Below are 18,487 nucleotides of genomic sequence, written 5' to 3'. Positions count from 1 at the left end.
TCCGGGCGGGCGTCTTGGCGCTCGCCACGGCCATGGCCTATGTCGCGGGCTGGAACTACATCGCCTGCGCGCTCTTCATCACCTTTGATGTGGTGGCCCGCAGCCTGCTGGGCTTCTCCTCCGCCGCCACCATCGAGGTCACGGGCTATATGCTGGCCGGCGGCATCGCCTGGGGACTGGCGCATACCCTGGCACGGCGCGCGCATATCCGGGTGGATGTCTGGGTGAACCGCCTGCCGCTCCGCCTGCGGGCGGTGCTGCACCTGGTCTCCCTGCTGCTGCTCGGCGCCTTCGCGGTGTTCTGCGCCTGGTCCGCCGCGGCGCTGGTGGATGAGAGCCTGCTTTTCGATGCGCATGACAACAGCGCGCTTCGCATCCCGCTGGTGATCCCGCAGGGCATCTGGACCTTCGGCATCATCGCCTTCTGCCTGATGATCACCGTGCTGGCGCTGGAATCGGCGCTCTCCCTGCTGCTCGGCCGGCCGGCGGAGCTGGATGCGCTGCTCGGCTCCCGCACCCTGGAGGACGAGACGGAGGAGGCGCTGGAAGCGGTGCAGATGGCGCGGGAGGGGACGCGGTGATCGCCGTCGTCTTCCTCCTCCTGCTGCTGGCCGCCGCCGTCTTCGCCGCCGTCACCGGTGGCCAGACCGTGCCGGTCTGGGAAATCCTGGCGCTGACCGGCGTCTTCCTGCTGTTCTTCGGCGCCGGCGTCTATATTGCCGCGGTGCTGGGGCTGCTCGGCATCCTGATCGGCCTCACCTTCTCCGACCGGCCCTGGTGGGCCTTCGCGGGGCAGACGCTCTGGGGGCCATCCTCCAACTTCGTGCTGGTGGCGGTGCCGCTCTTCCTGCTGATGGGGGAGATCCTGCTGCGCGCCGGGCTTTCGGACCGGCTCTACCGCGCGCTGAATGTCTGGCTGAACCGCCTGCCGGGCGGGCTGCTGCACACCAATATCGCCTCCTGCGCCCTTTTCTCCGCCATCTCCGGCAGTTCCGTGGCGACGGCGGCCACCATGGGCTCGGTCGCGCTGCCCTATTTCCGGGACAGTGCCTACAACCAGCGGATGGTGCTCGGCTCGCTGGCCGCCGGCGGCGCGCTCGGCAACCTCATCCCGCCCGGCATCACCTTCATCATCTACGGGCTGATCACCGAAACCTCGGTCGGCGCGCTCTATATCGCCGCGCTGCTGCCCTCCATCCTCGTCACCGGGCTCTTCATCCTGGTGATCCTGGCGCATGGCCTGACCCACCGGATGGACCGGCCGCCGCCGCTGCCGCTCGGGATGAAGCTGCGGGCGCTGCTGGGCCTGGTGCCGACGCTGCTGCTGATGCTGCTCGTCCTCGGCTCGATCTATGCCGGCTTCGCCACGCCGACCGAGGCGGCGGCGCTCGGCGCGGTGGGCGCCGCGGTCTTCGCCGCGGCCGAGGGCAAGCTCACCTTCCGCCTGCTGCATGCGAGCGCGGAGGCGACGGCGCGCAACACCGCGCTGCTCGGCCTCATCATCTTCGGTGCCTATCTGCTGAACTACCTGCTGACCACGATCAACGTTCCGCAGGCGCTGGCAGGCTTCATCGGCGGGATGCCGTTGCCGCCCTGGGCCATCATGGCCTGCATCCTGGCGCTCTATCTCGCGCTCGGCACCTTCATGGAGGGCTTCTCCATGATCATCACCACGGTGCCGGTGGTCTTCCCGATCGTCACCGCCCTGGGCTACGACCCGATCTGGTTCGGCGTGATGGTGACCATGCTGGTGGAGATCGCGCAGATCAGCCCGCCGGACGGGACGGTGATGTATGTGCTGCAGGGCATGCGGCCGAAACCGGGGCCGATCACGGATGTCTTCGTGGGCGTCACGCCCTTCCTCGCGGCCTATCTGCTGGCCGTGGTTCTGATGATGATCTGGCCGGAGATTGCGCTCTGGCTGCCAGGGGTTATGGGTTAGGCCATGAGCGAGCGTTCCATCCGCATTGCCGTCGATATCGGCGGCACCTTCACCGACCTGCAGGTGCTCGAAGCGCGGGACGGCAGCGTTCGCGCCTGGAAGACGCCGACCACGCCGGAGGATCCCTCCATCGGCCTGCTGCACGGCGTGACGGAGGCGGCGGAGCGCTTCGGCTTCGCCCTCGCCGATGTCGGCCTGCTGCTGCACGGCACCACCATCGCCACCAATGCGGTGCTGGAGCGGAAGCTGGCGCGCGGAGTGCTGCTGACGACGGCGGGCTTCGAGGATGTGCTGGAGATCACGCGCCATGTTCGGCGGGAACTCTACAAGGTGGATCCCGACCCCTTTCCCTGCCTGATCGAGCGCGACCGGCGGCTCGGCGTGCCGGAGCGGATGCGGGCCGATGGCACCGCGGAATTGCCTCTGGACGAGGCGGCCTTGCCCGGCCTGCTGGCGCGGCTGGATGCGCTGGGGGCGGAGGCGGTCGCGGTCTGCCTGCTGCACGCCTATGCCAACCCGGCGCATGAGCAGCGGCTGAAAGCGCTGATCCAGGCGGCGCGGCCGGCGCTGCCGGTCTCCCTCAGCAGCGAGATCAGCCCGGAGATCCGGGAATACGAGCGCAGCAGCACCACCGTGCTGAACGCGCTGCTGATGCCGGTGGTGAAGGCCTATCTGGACCGGCTGGAGGCGCGGCTGGGGGAAGGGGGCTTCCACCCGCTGGTCTTCCTGGTGCAGTCGAATGGCGGCGTCTGCAGCCTGCGCCAGGCGGCGGAGCAGCCGGCGCGGCTGCTGCTCTCCGGGCCCTCGGGCGGCGCGCTGGCGGCGGGACGGATCGCGCAGCTGCTGGGCCGCCCGAACCTGGTCGCGGTGGATATGGGCGGTACCAGCTACGACGTCTCGGTCGTGCAGGATGGCCGCGTCTCGGTCGTGACCCAGGGCGAGATCGACCGCCTGCCGGTGCGCCTGCCGATGGTGGAGATGCGCACCATCGGCGCCGGCGGCGGCTCCATCGCCAGCGTGGATCAGGGCGGGCGCCTGACGGTCGGGCCGCGCAGTGCCGGCTCCCGCCCCGGGCCGGTCGCCTATGGCCGCGGCGGGGCCGAGCCGACGGTGACGGATGCCAATCTCGCGCTCGGGCGGCTCGACCCGGACTACTTCCTCGGCGGCATGATGACGCTGGACATGCCGGCGACGCGCGCGGCCATCGCGGCGAAGGTCGGCGCGCCGCTCGGCCTCGCGGTCGAGCCGGCGGCGCAGGGCATGCTGACGGTCGTCAACGCCAATCTCGGCGCGGCGGTGCGGCTCTCGCTCTTCGAGAAGGGGCTCGACCCGCGCGACTTCTCGCTGCTCTCCTTCGGCGGTGCCGGCGGCCTGCATGCGACCGATGTGGCGGCGGAGATGGGCATCCGCGAGGTGATTTTTCCAAGAGAGCCCGGTACCTTGTCCGCTTACGGGATCCTGTACTCGGATCTTGTGCAGGATATCGCCCGGTCACGCGTGATGCCGGCGGTGCCGGCCAGCCTGCCGGCGGTCGCGGCGCTGGTTGCCGAGCTGCGGGCCGAGGCGGAAGCGGGACTGGCGCGGGATGGCGTGCCGCCGGAGCGGCGGGAGGTCGCGATCGCGGCCGATATGCGCTACCACGGCCAGGCCTTCGAGCTGCTGGTGCCCTGGCCGGAGGCGACCGAGCTGCCGCCGCTGCTGGCGCGCTTCCACGCCATGCACCGCCAGCGCTTCAGCTACGCCGACGAGCAGGAGGCGGTCGAGATCGTCACGCTCCGCGCCATCGCCACCGGCCGCCTGCCGAAACCGGACGCCGCCGAGGCCGCGCCCGCCGCGCGACCGGCGCTGAAGGGCAGCCGCCGCGTCTTCGAGGACGGCGCCTGGCGTGACGTGCCGGTCTGGGACCGGGAGGCATTGCCGCCCGAGGACCGCATCATCGGGCCCGCCATCGTCGAGGAACCCTTCGCCACCCATTGGATCGGCCGCGGCTGGACCGCCTCGCTCGGCCCCGCCGGCGCCCTGATCGCACGGAGCGACGCATGAGCAGGCTCGGCCCCATCGAGATCGAGGTCATCCGCAACGCGCTGACCGCCGCCGCGGCGGAGATGGATGTGACGGTCTGGCGCACCAGCCGCAGCACCATCGTGCGGGAGCTGCTGGACTACTCCACCGCCGTCTTCGACGCGGAGGGGAACAACCTGGCGCAGTCCGCCCGGATCCCGAGCCATCTGAACAGCATGTCCCACTTCCTGCGGGAGCTGCTGGACAGATGGGTGGACCCCGAGACCTGGGGTCCGGAGGATGTCGTCATCTCCAACGATCCCTATTGTGGCGGCCAGCACCTGCCGGATATCTGCGCCTTCAAGCCGGTCTTCCACGAAGGCCGGCGGATCGCCTTCGTCGGCACGCTCTGCCACCACATTGATGTCGGCGGGCTGGTCGCCGGCAGCTATGCCGCCAAGGCGATCGAGATCTTCCAGGAAGGGCTGCGCATCCCGCCGCTGAAGCTGATCGAGAACGGCCGCCGCAACGAGGGCGTCTGGGCGATGATCCGGCAGAACATCCGCAAGCCCGACCTGCTGCTGGGCGACCTGCAGAGCCAGATCGCCTCGCTGGAGGTGGGAGCGGTGGCGCTGCGCCGCCTCGCGTCCCGCTACGGCGCCGAGGGGATGATCGAGGCCGGCCGCCGCATCCTCGACATGAGCGAGCAGGCAATGCGCGCCGCCATCAGCCGCATGCCGGACGGGACCTATGAGTTCACCGACTGGCTCGACGATGACGGGATCGACCTCGACAGGCCGATCAAGCTGCATGTGGCGCTGACCATCAAGGGCGATGAGATCGCCGTCGATCTTTCCGGCTGCTCGCCGCAGGTGCAGGGGCCGACCAACGCGACGCTGGCCAGCAGCAATGCCGCGGTGATGTTCGCCGTGATGTGCGCCTGCGACGAGCCTTTCGCGGCGAATGCCGGCTGCTACCGCCCGGTCAGCACCTTCGCGCCGGAGGGGCTGGTGGTGAATGCCCGCCACCCCGCGCCGGTGGTGCACCGCATCGCGGTGACGCACCGGCTGCTGAACGCCATGTTCGGTGCGCTGCACCAGGCGGTGCCTGACCGCATCCCCGCCGCCTATTACGGCAATTCCTATGTTTGCACCTTCCAGACCGTCGCCGAGGACGCGAAGCGCGAGGTGCTGGTGGAGATCGAGATCGGCGGGACGGGGGCGCATCCGGCGAAGGACGGCGTCAATGCCCTCTCGTCGGGCATGCACAACAACAGCAACATCCCGATCGAGATGATCGAGGCCCAGGCGCCTCTGACCATCACGCGCTACGGCCTGCTGCCTGACAGCGGCGGTGTGGGCGAGCGGCGCGGCGGGCTCGGGCTGCTGCGCGAATGGCGGGTGGACAGCCCGCGCTGCTTCTTCACCGCCAACATGGACCGCTTCGTCCATGCGCCCTATGGGCTGGCGGGCGCCGGTGCGGCCTCGGTCGGGCGCCTCACGCTGACGCGGGACGGCGCGGAGAGCCCGCTGCCGCCGAAATCGGACAATGTCCCGCTACAGAAGGGCGACCGGGTGCGGCTGGAGACCTCGGGCGGCGGCGGCTTCGGCGATCCGGCCGCGCGCGACCCCGCGGCGCGGGCGAGGGACCTGGCGCTGGGCTATGTCACGCGATGAGCTTCGATCCCCGTCAGCATCGCCTGGTGCCGGATCAGCGCTGGTTCGATGACTTCACCCTCGGCGAGCGCTTCCCGCTGCCTTCCCGCACCATGACCAGCGGCCTCTTCGCCGCCTTCCAGGCGGCCTCCGGCGACAACCATCCGATCCATTACGACGCGGAATACTGCCGGGCGCATGGCCTGTCCGGCATGCTGGCGCATGGCTATCAGGTGGCCATCCAGACCTGCGCCGGCGCCGGCCTATTCCCGCATATGGTCGAGGAGTCGCTGAAGGGCTTCCTCGAGCAATCCTCGCGCTTCCTGCATCCGGTGGTGCTGGGCGACACGCTCTACCCCCTGCTGGAGGTGGACGAGCTGACGCCGCAGCGCACCACCGGCATCCTCGGCCTGCGCGCCACCATCCACAACCAGCACGGGGTGCAGGTGCTGGAGGGACGGCACCGCTACCTGCTGCGCAAGCGGCCGGCATAGCCCGCCGGCCGCTTGCGGCCCGGCCGCCGCCTAATCCGCCTGCCGCAGGCCGGAGGCCTGGATCAGCTCGGCATATTTCGCCGCTTCGGTGCGGACATAGGCGCCGAATTCTCGGCGATCCAGGTAGCGGATGGGGTGGGAGGCGCGCGTCATGCCCTCCACCACGGAAGGCGTGCGCAGCGTACGGGCGCAGGCCCCGTCCAGCCGCTCCAGCACGGCCTCCGGCGTGCCGGCCGGCGCGAAGATCCCGGTCCAGAGCGGGAAGACCAGGTCATGCCCCAGCTCCCGCAGGGTCGGTGCATCGGGCATGTCCGGGCTGCGGCGCTCGGCGAAGACCGCGATCGCGTGCAGGCCGTATTGCTGCACGAGGTTGGCCTCGGCCGTCAGCAGCGCGACGGTGCCCTGCTGCATCGCCAGCACGCTGTCACCGGAGCCGCGATAGGGCACATGGTTCATCTCGATGCCGAGGGCGCGGGTCAGCCCGGTCATCGCGAGGTGGCCGAGGCCGCCGACGCCGCCCGAGGCATAGGGCATCTGGCCCGGCGTGGCGCGGGCCTTAGCCGCGATGTCTGCGATGGTGCGCAGGCCGGAATTCTTTGGCGTCATCAGCGTCGCCGGCGCCTCGGCCACCAGGCAGACCGGCGCGAGCTGCTCGACGCGGTAGGGCGGGTTGGCGCGGAAGCTCGGCTGGATCACCGCGGCGGCCATGGAGGTGAGCAGGATGGTCGAGCCGTCCGGCTTCGACCGCACCACCTCCGCCGTGCCGATGGTGCCCGTGGCGCCGCCGACATTGCGGATGACCAGCGGGGCGTTGAGCTCCTCGGCGAAGACCGGCTGGATGAGCCGGCCGATGATGTCGGAACCCCCGCCCGCCGGCCAGGGAATGATCATCTGGATCTGGGCCCGGGCCTGTCCGGCCAGCGCCAGCAGCAGCCCGGCCGCCAGCGCGCCCAGGCGCGATGCGTTGCGCATCCTTGCGTCTCCTCTCCCTGCGGCCCCGCTTGTCCTCGCGGGTGCCGTCGGGTGAGGCTAGCGAAGCTGCTCCCGCGACTTCAATCGATAAGCCGCCGGACATAGCGCCGGGTGCTGCGGAACAATGGCCGCACGCGGTCACACCACGGCGTGCTGCGGGCTGCGACCCACTCGGCGGACTGGTTCACCTCCGGCCGCTCGAAGCGGTAGGCCGCCAGCAGGTTGGGCGCGCCGCCATCCAGCCGCCGGTAGCGGGTGCCGCCGATGCAGCCGGGCACGCTGGTCAGCAGCGGCAGGTGCTCCTTCTCGTACCAGTCATGGATCGCCGGCAGGTCGGCCTCGGCGATGTCAAGCTCGACCGTGTAGAGGAAGGGGGCGGGGCGGCTCACATCGCCGAGCGAGGCGATGAAGGCATAGGGGATGCCGCCCGTCGCACCGGCTGGCGGGTTCTCCAGCCAGTGCCAGGTATCGGCGGGGTTCTCGACATCCTGGTAGCGCAGGCCGGGCCCTTGCCCGTGCTGGATCAGCAGGTCGGCCACCGGGTTTCCTCCTCCCTCTTGTCGGGGCAGTATCGCTCGCCTGGTGCGAACGACAAGCGGAGGAACGGCATGACGGGGCAGGCCTCATGAAGGGCTTCGAGTGGCTGGCGCGCAGCCTGAAGGCATCCGGCCAGACGCATTTCTTCTTCGTCGATGCGGTGCTGCGCCGCAGCCTGCTGGAGATGGAACGGGTCGGCGTGCAGCCGGTGCTGGCGCATACCGAGAAGGCGGCGGTCTACATGGCCGATGCCTATGGCCGCGTCTCCGGCCGGCCGGGCGTGGTGGCGGCGCAGTCGGTCGGCACGGCCAACCTGGCTGCCGGGCTGCAGGATGCCTTCCTGGCCCGCAGCCCGGTATTGGCCCTGACCGGCCACAAGCCCATCGGCCATCAGCACCGCAACGCCTATCAGGAAGTGGCGCATGGGCCGCTGTTTGCGCCCGTCACCAAATTCGCGGCGCAGGTGCATGAGGCGGCCGACCTGCCGCGGCAGTTCCGCCAGGCCTGGGCCGCGGCGGTCGCGGCGCCGCCGCGCCCCGTCCATCTCGACCTCAACGGGCTGATGGGCGAGTTCGTCGAGACTTCGGACACGCCGGAGGAGCCCGCCGCGCTGGGCGCCTGGACCGCGCCGCGGCACCGGCCGGTTGCCGACCCGGCCTCGGTGCGGGCGGCGGCGGAGGCGCTGCGCTCGACGCAGCGGGTCGTCATCGTCGCCGGCGACGGCGCTGGCCTGTCCGGCTGCGGCACGGAGCTGCTGGCGCTGGCGGAGGCGCTGCGGGCGCCGATCGCCACCTCGCTCGGCGCGCGTGGCATCGTCTCCACCCGGCATCCGCTGCATGTCGGCGTGGTCGGCAACTACTCCGCGCCACCGGCGAACCGGATCGTCCATGCGGCGGAACTGGTGCTCTTCGTCGGCTGCGACACCGGCGACCAGGTGACGCATACCTGGCGCGTGCCGCGGCCGGGCACGCGGGTGGTGCAGATCGATGCCGATCCGCTGGAATTCGAGCGGAGCTACGCGACCGAGGTCGCGCTGCTCGGCGACCCGAAGGCCGTGCTGGCGGCGCTGGTGGCGGAGCTCGGCCGGCCGGCGCGGGACGGCGCCTTCCTCGCGGAGGCGCAGGCCATCCTGGCCGCCTGGCGGAAGGAGATCGCGCCGCGCCTCGCCAGCGACGCCATCGGCATCGACCCGGCGCGGCTCTGCGCCGAGATCAGCCAGGCGCTGCCGGCGGACGGCATCCTGGTGGCCGATACCGGCTATTCCGGCATCTGGACCGGCACGCTGGTGGAGATGGAGCCGGGCCAGACCTATCTGCGCGCGGCAGGCTCGCTCGGCTGGGCTTTCCCGGCCTCGCTCGGCGCCAAGCTCGCGGCGCCGGAGCGCAAGGTCATCTGCTGGTCCGGCGACGGCGCGCTCTACTACCACCTGCCGGAGCTGGAGACGGCGAAGCGGCGCGGCATCGCGGTGGTGCTGGTGGTGAACAACAACTCCGGCTTCGGCCAGGGCTGGCCGAACTACCTGAAGCAGGCGGGCAACCGGCCGGTGGCGGCGGAGCAGGTGCTGCGCTTCGGCCCGACCGATTTCGCCGCGGTTGCGCGGCAATTCGGCCTGAAGGGCATCCGCGTGGAGCGGCCGCAGGACATCGCCGGCGCGCTGGCCGAGGCGATGGCCTCCGATGAAACGGTGGTGGTGGACGTCGCCACCGATATCGATTGCAGGGCCCCCGAGCCCTGGACACCGAAGGAGGATGCGTAAATGGCACGCGTGGCGGTCATCGGCGCCGGCACCATGGGGCATGCGCTGGCGCTGGTCTTCGCGCTCGGCGGGCACCGGGTGCGGCTGACCGACAGCAACCCGGCGACCCTCGCCAAGGCGCAGGGGCTGATGGAGACGGCGCTGGCCACCCTGGTCGAGGGTGGCGAGGCGCCGAAGGACTGGACCTCCGGCCATCTCGCCCAGGCGGTGACGCGGCATGAGAGCCTGGAGGAGACGGTGGACGGCGCCGAACTGATCGTCGAGGCGATCATCGAGACGCCGGAGGCGAAGCGCACGCTCTTCCAGCAACTGGATGCCTGCGCGCCGCGGGACGCCATCATCGCCAGCAACACCAGCCATCTGGACGTCTTCCCGCTGATCCCGGAGGGGCGGCAGGGCAAGGCGATGATCGCCCACTGGTACACGCCGCCCTATCTGGTGGACCTGGTGGACATGATCCCGGGTCCCAAATGCGATCCGGCGGCGTTCGAGCAGGTCTTCGGCATGCTGAAGGCCATGGGCAAGCAGCCCCTGGGCCTCAAGAAATTCGTCCCGGGCTATGTCGCCAACCGCATCCAGGCGGCGATCGGGCTGGAGGTGCAGCACCTGCTGGATGAGGGCGTGGCGAGTGCGCCGGAGATCGACGCGGCCATCATCCACGGCCTCGCGCTGCGGCTGCCGATCCTCGGCTACTACGCCAAGGCCGACTTCACCGGCCTGCCGCTGATGCAGGCGGTGGCGCGCAACAAGAGCTACATGCCGCCCGAGCCGCGCGGCAGCAGTCCGACCCTGGACAGGCTGGTCGCGGAAGGCCGCACCGGTGTCCTCGCGGGCGCCGGCTACTATGACTGGCCGGGCAACCCGGCCAGGCTGTTCGAGGCGCGGGACCGGCGCCTGATCGCCCTCAAGCAGGCGATGCGCGGGATCGGGACCATGGCAGGGCTGGAGCGCAGCGAATGATCCGCTACGACCTCAAGGGCAAGGCGGCGCTGGTGACCGGCGCCGCCTCCGGCATCGGGCTGGCGCTGGCGACGCAGCTGGCGCGCAACGGCGCGAAGGTCGCCATCAACCACCTGGCCGATGACCCGCGCGGGCCGGAGCAGGTGGAGCGCCTCCGCAACGAGGGCTTCGACGTCATCGGCGCCCCCGGCAATGTCGGCGACGCGGCCGATTGCGTGCGGATGGTGGAGCAGGCGGTGCGGGATCTCGGCCGGCTGGACTACCTCGCGAACAATGCCGGCACGCCGGGCACGCGGACCAGCATCCCGCCCAGGGAACTGGACCGGATCACCGAGGAGCTCTGGGACACGGTCGTCCAGGTGAACCTGGTCGGCGTCTTCCGCTGCACCAAGGCGGCGGCGCCGGCACTGAGGGCGGCGCGCGGCGCGGTGGTGAATACGGCCTCCATCGCCGGGCTCGGCCATGTCGGGTCGTCGCTGGCCTATGGCGCGACCAAGGCGGGCGTGGTCAGCCTGACGCAGAACCTGGCGCGGGCGCTGGCGCCGGAGGTGCGGGTGAATGCCGTGGCGCCGGGCGCGGTGGACAGCGCCTGGATGATCGAATGGACGAACGAGCAGCGCAGCGGCTCGATCGACAAGGCGCTGCTGAAGCGCCGCTGCACCACGGACGACCTGGCGGAGGTGATGCTGTTCCTCCTCGCCGGCGCCGCCATGGTCACCGGCCAGACGGTGACGGTGGATGGCGGCCTGACGCTGGGCTGACCCGGGTCGGGGGCCGGGACCCGATACGGCCCCCGGCGGGGGGCTGGGGGACAGGGGCACCCTATCGCGCCGGCGATGAGGACCCCGCAGCGCCCCCGGGTCACTGCTGCGGCAGGACCACGACGGTCCCGCGCTTGGTCCCCGCCTCCACCGCCTCATGCGCCGCGGCGGTTTCGGCCAGCGGAAAGGTCGCGGCGATGCGGTGCAGCCGCGCCCCCTCCCGCAGCCAGCGCGTGATGTCGAGCATTGCCTGCCGCCGCGCCGCAGCGGGCGCGCTGTTCAGCACCACGCCGCGCAGGTTCACGTTCTTCCGCATCAGCGTGCCGGAAACCGGGATGGCGGGCGTGAGATTGCCGCGGCTGGCATAGCCGATGACGCTGCCGTTCAGCGCGATCACCGCCGACCACAATGCGACATTGCCGCCGACATCCACCTCGATGACGCGATCGACGCCCGCGCCGCCGGTCCAGGCCATGATGCGCTCCACGCAATCGGGCGCGCGGTAGTCGAAGACCTGCTCGGCGCCGGCGGCCCTCGCATCCTCGCTCTTCCAGCCGCCGCTCGCCGTCGCCAGCACCTGCGCCGCGCCGCCCCAGCGGGCGAGCTGCAGGGCGTAGTTCCCCACCGCCCCGCCGCCGCCCGAGACCAGCACCCGCAGGCCCCGCACCGGCCCGTCGGCGAAGAGGCAGCGATGCGCCGTCATGCAGGGAATGCCGAGGCAGGCGCCGACCTCGAAGGGGATGTCCTCCGGCAGGTCGTGCACATATTCGGCCGGCACGCAGGTGTATTCCGCCGCAGTGCCGAAGGGCCGGCCGCGCTGCGCGTTGTAGAGCCAGACCCGGCGGCCGAGCAGCGCCTGGTCCACGCCCTCGCCGAGCGCCTCCACCACGCCCGCCCCGTCGCTGTTCGGGACGATGAGCGGCCATTCGTTGGCATAGGCGGTGCCGGCGCGGCGGTAGATATCGGCCGGGTTCACGCCGGAGGCGAGGAGGCGCACGCGCACCTCGCCCGGCGCGGGCTGCGGCACCGGCCGTTCGCCGAGCTGCAGCACCTCCCGCGCCGGTCCCGGCCTCTCATACCAGATGGCGCGCATGGTGCCCGGCTCAGGCATGGCGGTTCCTCCCGTCTTGTCCCCGCAGTCTCGGGCCGCGGTCGCCGACCGGCAAGCCCGGCGGGTTTGACATCCCCCGCGCCGCGCGGCTTGCTGGCGCGATCGCAGGAGGAGCCCCGCATGTCGCTTTCGGTCGAGCAATTCGCCAGCCGCTGCCGGGAGGCGCTGCTGGCCGATCCCGGCCCCGCCGGCCGCGCCCATGTCGTCGCGCTGGTCCGGGAGGCGCTGAAGGATCCCGGCTTCGTCGCCGCCGCCATTCCGGAAGGGACGCCGGAGCGCCAGGTGCTCTACGAGGATCCGGAACTCGGTTTCACCGTCCTCGCCCATGCCTATGTCGGCGCGAAGGGCAGCAAGCCGCATGACCACGGCCCCTCCTGGGCGATCTACGGCCAGGCGGAGGGCGAGACGGTGATGACCGATTTCGAATGCCTGGCGCGGCCGGAGGGCGGCAGGCCCGGCCGGGCGAAGCCGGTGCGCGACTACGTGCTGAAGCCGGGCGATGCCTATCTGTACGAGCCGGGCGTGCTGCACGCCCCGCGACGCGATGCCTCCACCAAGCTGATCCGGATCGAGGGCATGAACATGGAGCGGGTGAAGCGCGACGCCTATGAAGCGGTGGAGTAGGCCACCACCTGCCCCTGCTGCCGGTCGCCGCCGCGCAGCAGGGCGATGCCGACCAGCAGCGCCGGCAGGCCGCTGACGACGAAGCCGAGGCCGTGGCTGCCGGTCAGGCTGAGGCAGGCGGCATAGGCGAGCGGCAGCAGGAAGGCGCCGATCTGCCCGAAGGAGAGCACGCCGCCGGTGGCGGCGCCGCGCCTGCCTTCCGGCGCCAGCCGCGCCGCCTCCGCCAGCAGCACGCCGTGCCAGGACATGGCGGTGGCGCTGAGCGCCGATGCCACCAGGCCGATCAGCACCAGACCCCAGCTCGCGCCGAACAGGCCGAGCAGCGCCGTGCTGGCGGCCATGCCGAGGGCGAGGCCCGCCATCACCAGCCGTGGCGCCACCAGCGCGCTGCCGAGCCAGCCCCAGAGGATGCGCCCCGGCACGGCGACGAGCATGGCCAGCGAGAAGAGCGCGCCCGCCGCCGTCAGGTCCTGGCCCAGCTCCACCAGGAAGATGATGAAATAGGCGGTGAAGACCGTCTGCAGCCCGTTGAAGGCGAAGCAGGCCATGGAGAGCATGCGCAGGTCGTGCGCCGCGGTGACGCTGCGCAGCGTCGTCCAGAAGTCGGAGAGGCGGAAGCTCTGGGAGGGGATGCGGTCGGAATCGAATTCCCGTCGCATCGGCTCCAGGACGAAGACGAAGGCGAGGCAGGCGAGGCCGGTGATCAGCAGCGTCATGCGCCAGCCCGTCCACTCCGTCAGCGGCGGGCCGAGCAGCCCGGCCAGCAGCAGCCCGGCCGGCACCGCGGTCTGCTTTACGGAGAAGACGAGCGGCGCGTATCGCGGCGGCGAGTAGCGGCCGAGGAGATGGGAGCTGGCGGGCGTCGAGACCGCCGCGCCGCCGCCGCCGATGATGGCCGAGAGGATGAAGAGGATGATCAGCCCGCCCGCGCCGGCGGCGAGGCCGACCGCCAGCATGACCAGCGCCACCTGGCTGAGGCGCAGCGCGCCATGGCGCAGGATGAAGCTGCCGCAGCCGAGCTGGAAGAGCAGGGAGGCCAGGGCCGAGAGGCTGACATAAGTGCCGAACCAGGCGGGGTCGAGCGCGAGGTCCTGGATGACCGCCGGCGCCACCACGGAAGGCAGGCCGCGGCCGAGGGAGGCGAAGGTCTGCTGCGCGAACATGGCGCCGAGCGCGAGCAGCAGCAGCTTCAGCGGGCGATCGAGGCGCATGGTCCCTTTCGGTGCGGGTGCCCCGCCGGGCCGGGCGCCCGGAGGAGGTGGCCGCCGATGCCTGGGCACCGGCGGCCCGGGACGTCAACCCGCGCAGCGCACCAGCTTGCCGGGCAGGGCGCCGGTCGCCTCCCCATGGCGGTAGGTGACGGCGCCGGCGACGATGGTCGCGTCATAGCCGCGCGCCTTCTGCATCAGCCGCCGCCCGCCGCCGGGCAGGTCGTAGAGCATCCCCGGCCGTTCCAGCGCCAGCGCATCCCAGTCGACGACGTTGATGTCGGCGCGGAGCCCCGGCTTGAGCAGGCCGCGATCCGCCAGGCCCGCGGCGCGGGCGGTGTCGCTGGTCTGGCGGCGCACCAGCTCCTCCACCGGCAGGCCGCGCTGCTTGCCCCAATAGGCCAGCAGGAAGCTCGGGAAGCTGCCGTCCGAGATGAAGCCGACATGCGCGCCGCCGTCGGAGAGGCCGACGATGGTGTTGGGATGCCGCAGCAGCTCCTCGCTGGCCGCGAGCGTATAGTCGGCATAGTTCGTCAGGGCGCAGAAGATGAAGCTCTGGCCCTCATCGGCCAGCAGCATGTCATAGGCGACCTCTTCCGGCCGGCGCCCCTCGCGCGCCGCCTGTGCCCCGATGCTGCTCTCCTTCGGCGGCGTGTAGTCCGGCGGGTCGCCGAAGGGGAACATGCGGTCGAAGGAGAGGCGGGCCAGCAGCGGGAAATTGCTGCCGGCGAAGCGGTCCTCCGACAGGATGCGCTCGCGCATCGCGGGGTCGCGCATGGCGGCGACGCGCTCGGGCACCGGCAGGTGGGCAATGCTCTTGTAGCTGGGCGTGCCGCTGAAGGGGTTCTGGCTGCCGAGCAGGCCCATCAGGATGCCGATCGGCCGGGGCGGGAAGACCGGGCGGATGTTGAGGCCGTCCTTCGCCGCCTGGTTCGACAGCGCCAGCAATTCCTTCCATGCCTCGGTCCGGTCGTGCCGCGCCGTGAGCGAGAAGACGATGGGCCGCCCGCAGCGCTCGGCAATCCGGCGCACCATGGCGAATTCCGTGGCCGGGTCCGGCGCGTTCCAGTCCGAGACCAGCTCCATGAATCCGGCGCCGGCATCGCGCAGGCCGAGGGCGAGGCCGGTCAGCTCCTCCTCCTGCGCCCGCAGCGTCGGGGTCGGGTCGCCCTTCAGCGTCTTGTGGCTGATGGTGCGGCTGGTCGAGAAGCCGAAGGCGCCGGCCTTCACCGCCTCGGCGACCAGCCGGCGCATCTCGGCGATATCGGCCTGGTTGGCATTCTCCAGCGCCAGCGCCCGCTCGCCCATGACATAGACGCGCAGCGCGGCATGCGGGAGCAGGGCGCAGATGTCGATGTCCCGCGGCTTCCGGTCCAGCACCGCCAGGTACTCGGCGAAGCTCTCCCAGCGGAAGTCGAGGCCCTGGGAGAGGACGGGGGCGGGGATGTCCTCGACGCCCTCCATCAGCTCGATCAGCTTCTCCTCCGTGCCCGGGCGGACCGGGGCGAAGCCGACGCCGCAATTGCCCATCACCGCCGTCGTCACGCCATGCAGGGCGGAGGGGGCGAGGTGGCTGTCCCACACCGCCTGGCCGTCATAATGGGTGTGGAGGTCGACGAAGCCGGGCATGACGAGCTTGCCGCGGGCATCGATCTCCACCGCCCCGCGCGGCAGGCCCTCGCCGATGGCGTAGATGCGGCCGTCCTGCACCGCCACATCCGCCTGCCGGGGCGGCGCGCCGCTGCCGTCGATGACGGTTCCACCACGGATGACCAGATCGGCCATGGTCCGTTTCCTTCTGCTCTTTGGGTAGCAGGCTAGGCGTTTTCGGCGGAGGGGCCAAGCACCGTTGCCTTCCCGCCACCCGGGTAAACGCGGCGGCGCGGCTCCGGCCCTCCCCTGGCCCTCCCCTGGGGCCCTCCCCCTGGGGCCCTCCCCCTGGGGCCCTCCCCCTGGGGCCCTCCCCGGCAGGCGGGGGAGGGAGTAAGCAGCCGGTCGCCACAGTGGAGGAACCCCATGCCGCACCTCGCCGCGCTCGACCGCGCCTTCGAGACCCTGCTGGTCACCGAACCGGCCGAGCACATCCTGCAGGTCACGCTCAACCGGCCGGAGCGGGCCAATGCCTTCACGACGCAGATGGGCCGCGAACTGGTCGAGGTCTTCCAGGCGTTGGAGGCCGAGCCGGGCGCCTATCGCTGCGTGGTGCTGACCGGGGCCGGCGACCGCGCCTTCTGCGCCGGCGCCGACCTCAAGGAACGCAACGGGATGACGGACGAGCAGTTCGCCGCCCAGCACTACCTGTTCGAGCGCATGGCGCGCGCCGTTCTCGCCTGTCCGCCGCCGCTGCTCGGCGCCATCAACGGCGCCGCCTTCGCCGGCGGGCTGGAACTCGCCCTCTGCTGCGATTTCGCCTATGCGTCGGAGAATGCCCGCTTCGCCCTGACCGAGGTGACGCTCGGCATCATGCCGGGCGCCGGCGGCACCCAGAACCTGCCGCGCACCATCGGGGAGCGGCGGGCGAAGGAGGTGATCCTGACGGGGCGGCCCTTCAGCGCCCAGGACGCCCTGGCCTGGGGGATGGTGAACCGCCTCTGCCCGCCGGGTGAGGTGCTGGGGACGGTGCTGGAGACGGCGAAGGCGATCGCGGCCAATGCCCCGCTCTCGGTCCGCCAGGCGAAGAAATCGATCACCCAGGGCCTGCAGATGGACCGCGCCAGCGGGATGCTCTTCGAGATCGAGGCCTATTACCAGCTGATCCCGACCGAGGACCGCATGGAAGGCATCCGCGCCTTCAACGAGAAGCGGAAGCCGAACTTCAAGGGCCGGTAGGCGGCGGAGACGCGCCCCCATTCTGCGCGGATCGGCCCCAGTCCGGGGTTCGGTCCGCGCCTCTCCCGACGCAAGCGCCGATCCGGGCCATGGTGGACCGGCGCCGGCGAGCCGCGTTCCCGCGCCGGTCCACCAAGGCCGGGCGGGAGGCCCATCCGCCCCATGCCGCCACTCCGCAAGCAGCGCGGCCTGCGCCCGGGCACCCGTCGCCTGCGACGGCCCTTTATTCCCGCTGCTGGCGGGAGATGCGCAGCGGCCCGAGGTCGTAGCCATTCGCCCGGGCGATCCCGAGCGCCTTGTCGAACTCGGCCTGCTCCAGCTTCGGCGTGCGGGACAGCACCCAGAGCCAGCGCCGGCTTGGCTCCCCTACCACCGCCCAGCGATAGTCGGGATCGAGGCCGATCACCCAATAATTGCCGTAGAAGGGCCAAAAGAAGCTGACGCGCAGCCGGGCGTTGTTGCTGCCCTCCACCGCATAGGCCTGGCCCTCCGCCGCCCGCGGCCGGTTGCCGTCCAGCGCGTTCAGGCAGCGGTTCAGCACGCCGATACGCCCATCCGGCCGCGTGGTGTAGGTGGCCGTCGTATCCTCGCAGGAGACGCTGGCGGAATCCTGCGCCCACATCGGCAGCCGCGCCACCTCGTGCCAGGTGCCGAGATAGCGCTGCAGATCGACGGCCGGCACCGGCTGCGGCGTGGTGGGGTCCGGCGCGCCGACGCAGCCCGCCAGCAGCAGCGCGGCGGCGAGGGCGAGGCGCCTCATGGCACCATCCCCTCGGGCAGTGCCTCCACATGGTCGAAGATCGCGCCCGCCGTGGTGATCCATACCTCCCCCCGTCGCGCCGCGATGGCCGAGAGTGCGCCGCGCAGCGCCCGCAGCCGGTAGGGCTGGCCGATGATGTAGGGATGCAGCGCGATGCCCATCACCTGCGGGATGCCGTCGCGCGCCACCTGCTCCAGCCTTTCCTCGAAATCCGCCAGCACCATGGCGGCGAACTGCGCCGCCCCGTCCTTGCGGGCGACCACCGCGGGGATGTCGTTCACCTCCTGCGGATAGGGGATGGCCAGCAGCCGCCCGGCGCGGGTCGCCATCCAGATGGGCTGGTCGTCCATGCACCAGTTGAGGGTGTAGCGGTAGCCGGCCTCAGCCAGCAGGTCGGGCGTCACCCGGCTCTCGGCGATCCAGGGGGAGAGCCAGCCGCGCGGCGCCCGGCCTTCATGCCGGGCGATCGCCGCCGTGCTCTCCATGATCAGCCGGCGCTCCTCCGCCTCGGGCAGCAGGCTCTGGCGCTCGGAATTGGTCCGGCCATGCCCCGCGATCTCGTCGCCGCGGGCCCGGTGCGCCGCGACCAGCGCCGGGGCGTAGCCGTACATCGCGCTGTTCAGCAGCACGGTCGCGGGCAGGGCGAGCCGGTCCAGCAGCTCCAGCAGCCGCCAGGCGCCGACCCGATTGCCGTAGTCCCGCCAGGCGAAATTCAGCACGTCGGGCTGCGGCCCGCCGGGTGCCAGCTCCGCCCCTAGTCTTACTGTGTCAAAGCTTTCCGGTCTTCCTATATGTGGGGGATGGTAGAGAGGCAGACAAGGCGGCCGAGGACGGGCGAGGCGCGGTTCGCGGCCTATCTGGGGGCGATCACGGCGGG

17 protein-coding genes are annotated in these 18,487 nt (G+C 71.3%); 10 read left to right on the top strand and 7 right to left on the bottom strand.

The features are described from left to right. The first annotated feature begins 14 nt into the window (after positions 1-14). The 5 genes from LHA35_RS24815 to LHA35_RS24795 are packed head-to-tail and all read left to right on the top strand — an operon-like array spanning position 15 to position 6,092. The gene (locus tag LHA35_RS24815) at positions 15-581 is read left to right on the top strand and encodes a TRAP transporter small permease subunit (protein ID WP_226613556.1); all 567 of its coding nucleotides are present in this window, start codon (positions 15-17) and stop codon (positions 579-581) included. Beyond that, a complete protein-coding gene (locus LHA35_RS24810) occupies positions 578-1,942 on the top strand; it encodes a TRAP transporter large permease (protein ID WP_226613555.1) in 1,365 nt (454 codons plus the stop codon). Before LHA35_RS24815 ends, LHA35_RS24810 begins: the two co-directional genes overlap by 4 nt. A gap of 3 nt (positions 1,943-1,945) precedes the next feature. Then, positions 1,946-3,985 (top strand): hydantoinase/oxoprolinase family protein, encoded by a 2,040-nt coding sequence (locus tag LHA35_RS24805; RefSeq protein ID WP_226613554.1) that lies wholly within the window; start codon positions 1,946-1,948, stop codon positions 3,983-3,985. Further along, entirely contained in the window at positions 3,982-5,619 is a 1,638-nt protein-coding gene (locus LHA35_RS24800) for a hydantoinase B/oxoprolinase family protein (RefSeq protein ID WP_226613553.1), read from the top strand. The genes LHA35_RS24805 and LHA35_RS24800 overlap by 4 nt, the downstream gene beginning before the upstream one ends. Beyond that, positions 5,616-6,092 carry a MaoC family dehydratase gene (locus LHA35_RS24795; RefSeq protein WP_226613552.1) on the top strand — a complete coding sequence of 159 codons (477 nt, stop codon included), beginning with the start codon at positions 5,616-5,618 and terminating at the stop codon, positions 6,090-6,092. The genes LHA35_RS24800 and LHA35_RS24795 overlap by 4 nt, the downstream gene beginning before the upstream one ends. 30 nt (positions 6,093-6,122) lie before the next feature. On the opposite strand, the gene LHA35_RS24790 is transcribed toward LHA35_RS24795, so the two are convergent. Next, positions 6,123-7,064: a Bug family tripartite tricarboxylate transporter substrate binding protein gene (locus tag LHA35_RS24790; RefSeq protein WP_226613550.1), complete on the bottom strand. Its 942-nt coding sequence runs from the start codon at positions 7,062-7,064 to the stop codon at positions 6,123-6,125. Positions 7,065-7,144: 80 nt separating this feature from the next. Further along, positions 7,145-7,603 carry a hypothetical protein gene (locus LHA35_RS24785; protein ID WP_226613548.1) on the bottom strand — a complete coding sequence of 153 codons (459 nt, stop codon included), beginning with the start codon at positions 7,601-7,603 and terminating at the stop codon, positions 7,145-7,147. An 86-nt stretch (positions 7,604-7,689) separates the two neighbouring features. On the opposite strand from LHA35_RS24785, the gene LHA35_RS24780 reads away from it, so the two are divergent. Genes LHA35_RS24780 through LHA35_RS24770 form a run of 3 tightly spaced genes read left to right on the top strand, consistent with a single transcriptional unit; the run spans position 7,690 to position 11,078 of the window. Beyond that, positions 7,690-9,357, top strand: a complete 1,668-nt coding sequence (locus LHA35_RS24780) for a thiamine pyrophosphate-binding protein (RefSeq protein WP_226613547.1) — start codon at positions 7,690-7,692, stop codon at positions 9,355-9,357. Then, positions 9,358-10,317 carry a 3-hydroxyacyl-CoA dehydrogenase family protein gene (locus tag LHA35_RS24775; protein WP_226613546.1) on the top strand — a complete coding sequence of 320 codons (960 nt, stop codon included), beginning with the start codon at positions 9,358-9,360 and terminating at the stop codon, positions 10,315-10,317. Continuing rightward, on the top strand, positions 10,314-11,078 hold the full coding sequence (locus LHA35_RS24770) for an SDR family NAD(P)-dependent oxidoreductase (protein WP_226613545.1): 765 nt from the start codon (positions 10,314-10,316) through the stop codon (positions 11,076-11,078). The genes LHA35_RS24775 and LHA35_RS24770 overlap by 4 nt, the downstream gene beginning before the upstream one ends. Positions 11,079-11,178: 100 nt before the next feature. Here LHA35_RS24770 and LHA35_RS24765 read toward each other — a convergent pair whose 3' ends face one another. Continuing rightward, on the bottom strand, positions 11,179-12,189 hold the full coding sequence (locus LHA35_RS24765) for an NADPH:quinone reductase (protein ID WP_226613542.1): 1,011 nt from the start codon (positions 12,187-12,189) through the stop codon (positions 11,179-11,181). 120 nt (positions 12,190-12,309) lie between these two features. On the opposite strand from LHA35_RS24765, the gene LHA35_RS24760 reads away from it, so the two are divergent. Continuing rightward, positions 12,310-12,813, top strand: a complete 504-nt coding sequence (locus LHA35_RS24760; protein WP_226613540.1) for a cupin domain-containing protein — start codon at positions 12,310-12,312, stop codon at positions 12,811-12,813. On the opposite strand, the gene LHA35_RS24755 is transcribed toward LHA35_RS24760, so the two are convergent. Beyond that, complete coding sequence (locus LHA35_RS24755; protein WP_226613538.1) at positions 12,795-14,024, bottom strand: MFS transporter; 1,230 nt, start codon at positions 14,022-14,024, stop codon at positions 12,795-12,797. The genes LHA35_RS24760 and LHA35_RS24755 overlap by 19 nt on opposite strands. A gap of 84 nt (positions 14,025-14,108) precedes the next feature. Beyond that, positions 14,109-15,806, bottom strand: coding sequence for an N-acyl-D-amino-acid deacylase family protein (locus tag LHA35_RS24750; RefSeq protein WP_226613536.1), 1,698 nt, complete (start codon positions 15,804-15,806; stop codon positions 14,109-14,111). Between the two features lie 231 nt (positions 15,807-16,037). Between LHA35_RS24750 and LHA35_RS24745 the strand changes: the two genes are divergently transcribed. After that, complete coding sequence (locus LHA35_RS24745; RefSeq protein ID WP_226613535.1) at positions 16,038-16,850, top strand: enoyl-CoA hydratase-related protein; 813 nt, start codon at positions 16,038-16,040, stop codon at positions 16,848-16,850. 223 nt (positions 16,851-17,073) lie between these two features. Here the strand turns inward: LHA35_RS24745 and LHA35_RS24740 are convergent, their stop codons facing one another. Together LHA35_RS24740 and LHA35_RS24735 are read right to left on the bottom strand one after the other, a co-directional pair. After that, complete coding sequence (locus LHA35_RS24740; RefSeq protein WP_226613533.1) at positions 17,074-17,610, bottom strand: lipocalin family protein; 537 nt, start codon at positions 17,608-17,610, stop codon at positions 17,074-17,076. Then, the gene (locus tag LHA35_RS24735) at positions 17,607-18,329 is read right to left on the bottom strand and encodes a polysaccharide deacetylase family protein (protein ID WP_226613531.1); all 723 of its coding nucleotides are present in this window, start codon (positions 18,327-18,329) and stop codon (positions 17,607-17,609) included. Before LHA35_RS24735 ends, LHA35_RS24740 begins: the two co-directional genes overlap by 4 nt. Positions 18,330-18,487 lie beyond the last annotated feature (158 nt).

It is taken from the genome of Roseicella aerolata (assembly GCF_020523605.1).
In the GTDB taxonomy this organism is placed as follows: Bacteria; Pseudomonadota; Alphaproteobacteria; order Acetobacterales; family Acetobacteraceae; genus Paracraurococcus; species Paracraurococcus aerolatus.
Note: the sequence above shows the minus strand (reverse complement) of the source record. Positions and strands in the feature narration are given on the sequence as shown.

Excerpts from the sequence above, each read along its gene's own strand:
- LHA35_RS24800 (WP_226613553.1), top strand. The coding sequence starts at position 3,982 with ATGAGCAGGCTCGGCCCCATCGAGATCGAGGTCATCCGCAACGCGCTG.
- LHA35_RS24765 (WP_226613542.1), bottom strand. The coding sequence starts at position 12,189 with ATGCCTGAGCCGGGCACCATGCGCGCCATCTGGTATGAGAGGCCGGGA.
- LHA35_RS24750 (WP_226613536.1), bottom strand. The coding sequence starts at position 15,806 with ATGGCCGATCTGGTCATCCGTGGTGGAACCGTCATCGACGGCAGCGGC.
- LHA35_RS24795 (WP_226613552.1), top strand. The coding sequence starts at position 5,616 with ATGAGCTTCGATCCCCGTCAGCATCGCCTGGTGCCGGATCAGCGCTGG.
- LHA35_RS24780 (WP_226613547.1), top strand. The coding sequence starts at position 7,690 with ATGAAGGGCTTCGAGTGGCTGGCGCGCAGCCTGAAGGCATCCGGCCAG.
- LHA35_RS24745 (WP_226613535.1), top strand. The coding sequence starts at position 16,038 with ATGCCGCACCTCGCCGCGCTCGACCGCGCCTTCGAGACCCTGCTGGTC.
- LHA35_RS24755 (WP_226613538.1), bottom strand. The coding sequence starts at position 14,024 with ATGCGCCTCGATCGCCCGCTGAAGCTGCTGCTGCTCGCGCTCGGCGCC.
- LHA35_RS24740 (WP_226613533.1), bottom strand. The coding sequence starts at position 17,610 with ATGAGGCGCCTCGCCCTCGCCGCCGCGCTGCTGCTGGCGGGCTGCGTC.
- LHA35_RS24775 (WP_226613546.1), top strand. The coding sequence starts at position 9,358 with ATGGCACGCGTGGCGGTCATCGGCGCCGGCACCATGGGGCATGCGCTG.
- LHA35_RS24770 (WP_226613545.1), top strand. The coding sequence starts at position 10,314 with ATGATCCGCTACGACCTCAAGGGCAAGGCGGCGCTGGTGACCGGCGCC.
- LHA35_RS24790 (WP_226613550.1), bottom strand. The coding sequence starts at position 7,064 with ATGCGCAACGCATCGCGCCTGGGCGCGCTGGCGGCCGGGCTGCTGCTG.
- LHA35_RS24805 (WP_226613554.1), top strand. The coding sequence starts at position 1,946 with ATGAGCGAGCGTTCCATCCGCATTGCCGTCGATATCGGCGGCACCTTC.
- LHA35_RS24760 (WP_226613540.1), top strand. The coding sequence starts at position 12,310 with ATGTCGCTTTCGGTCGAGCAATTCGCCAGCCGCTGCCGGGAGGCGCTG.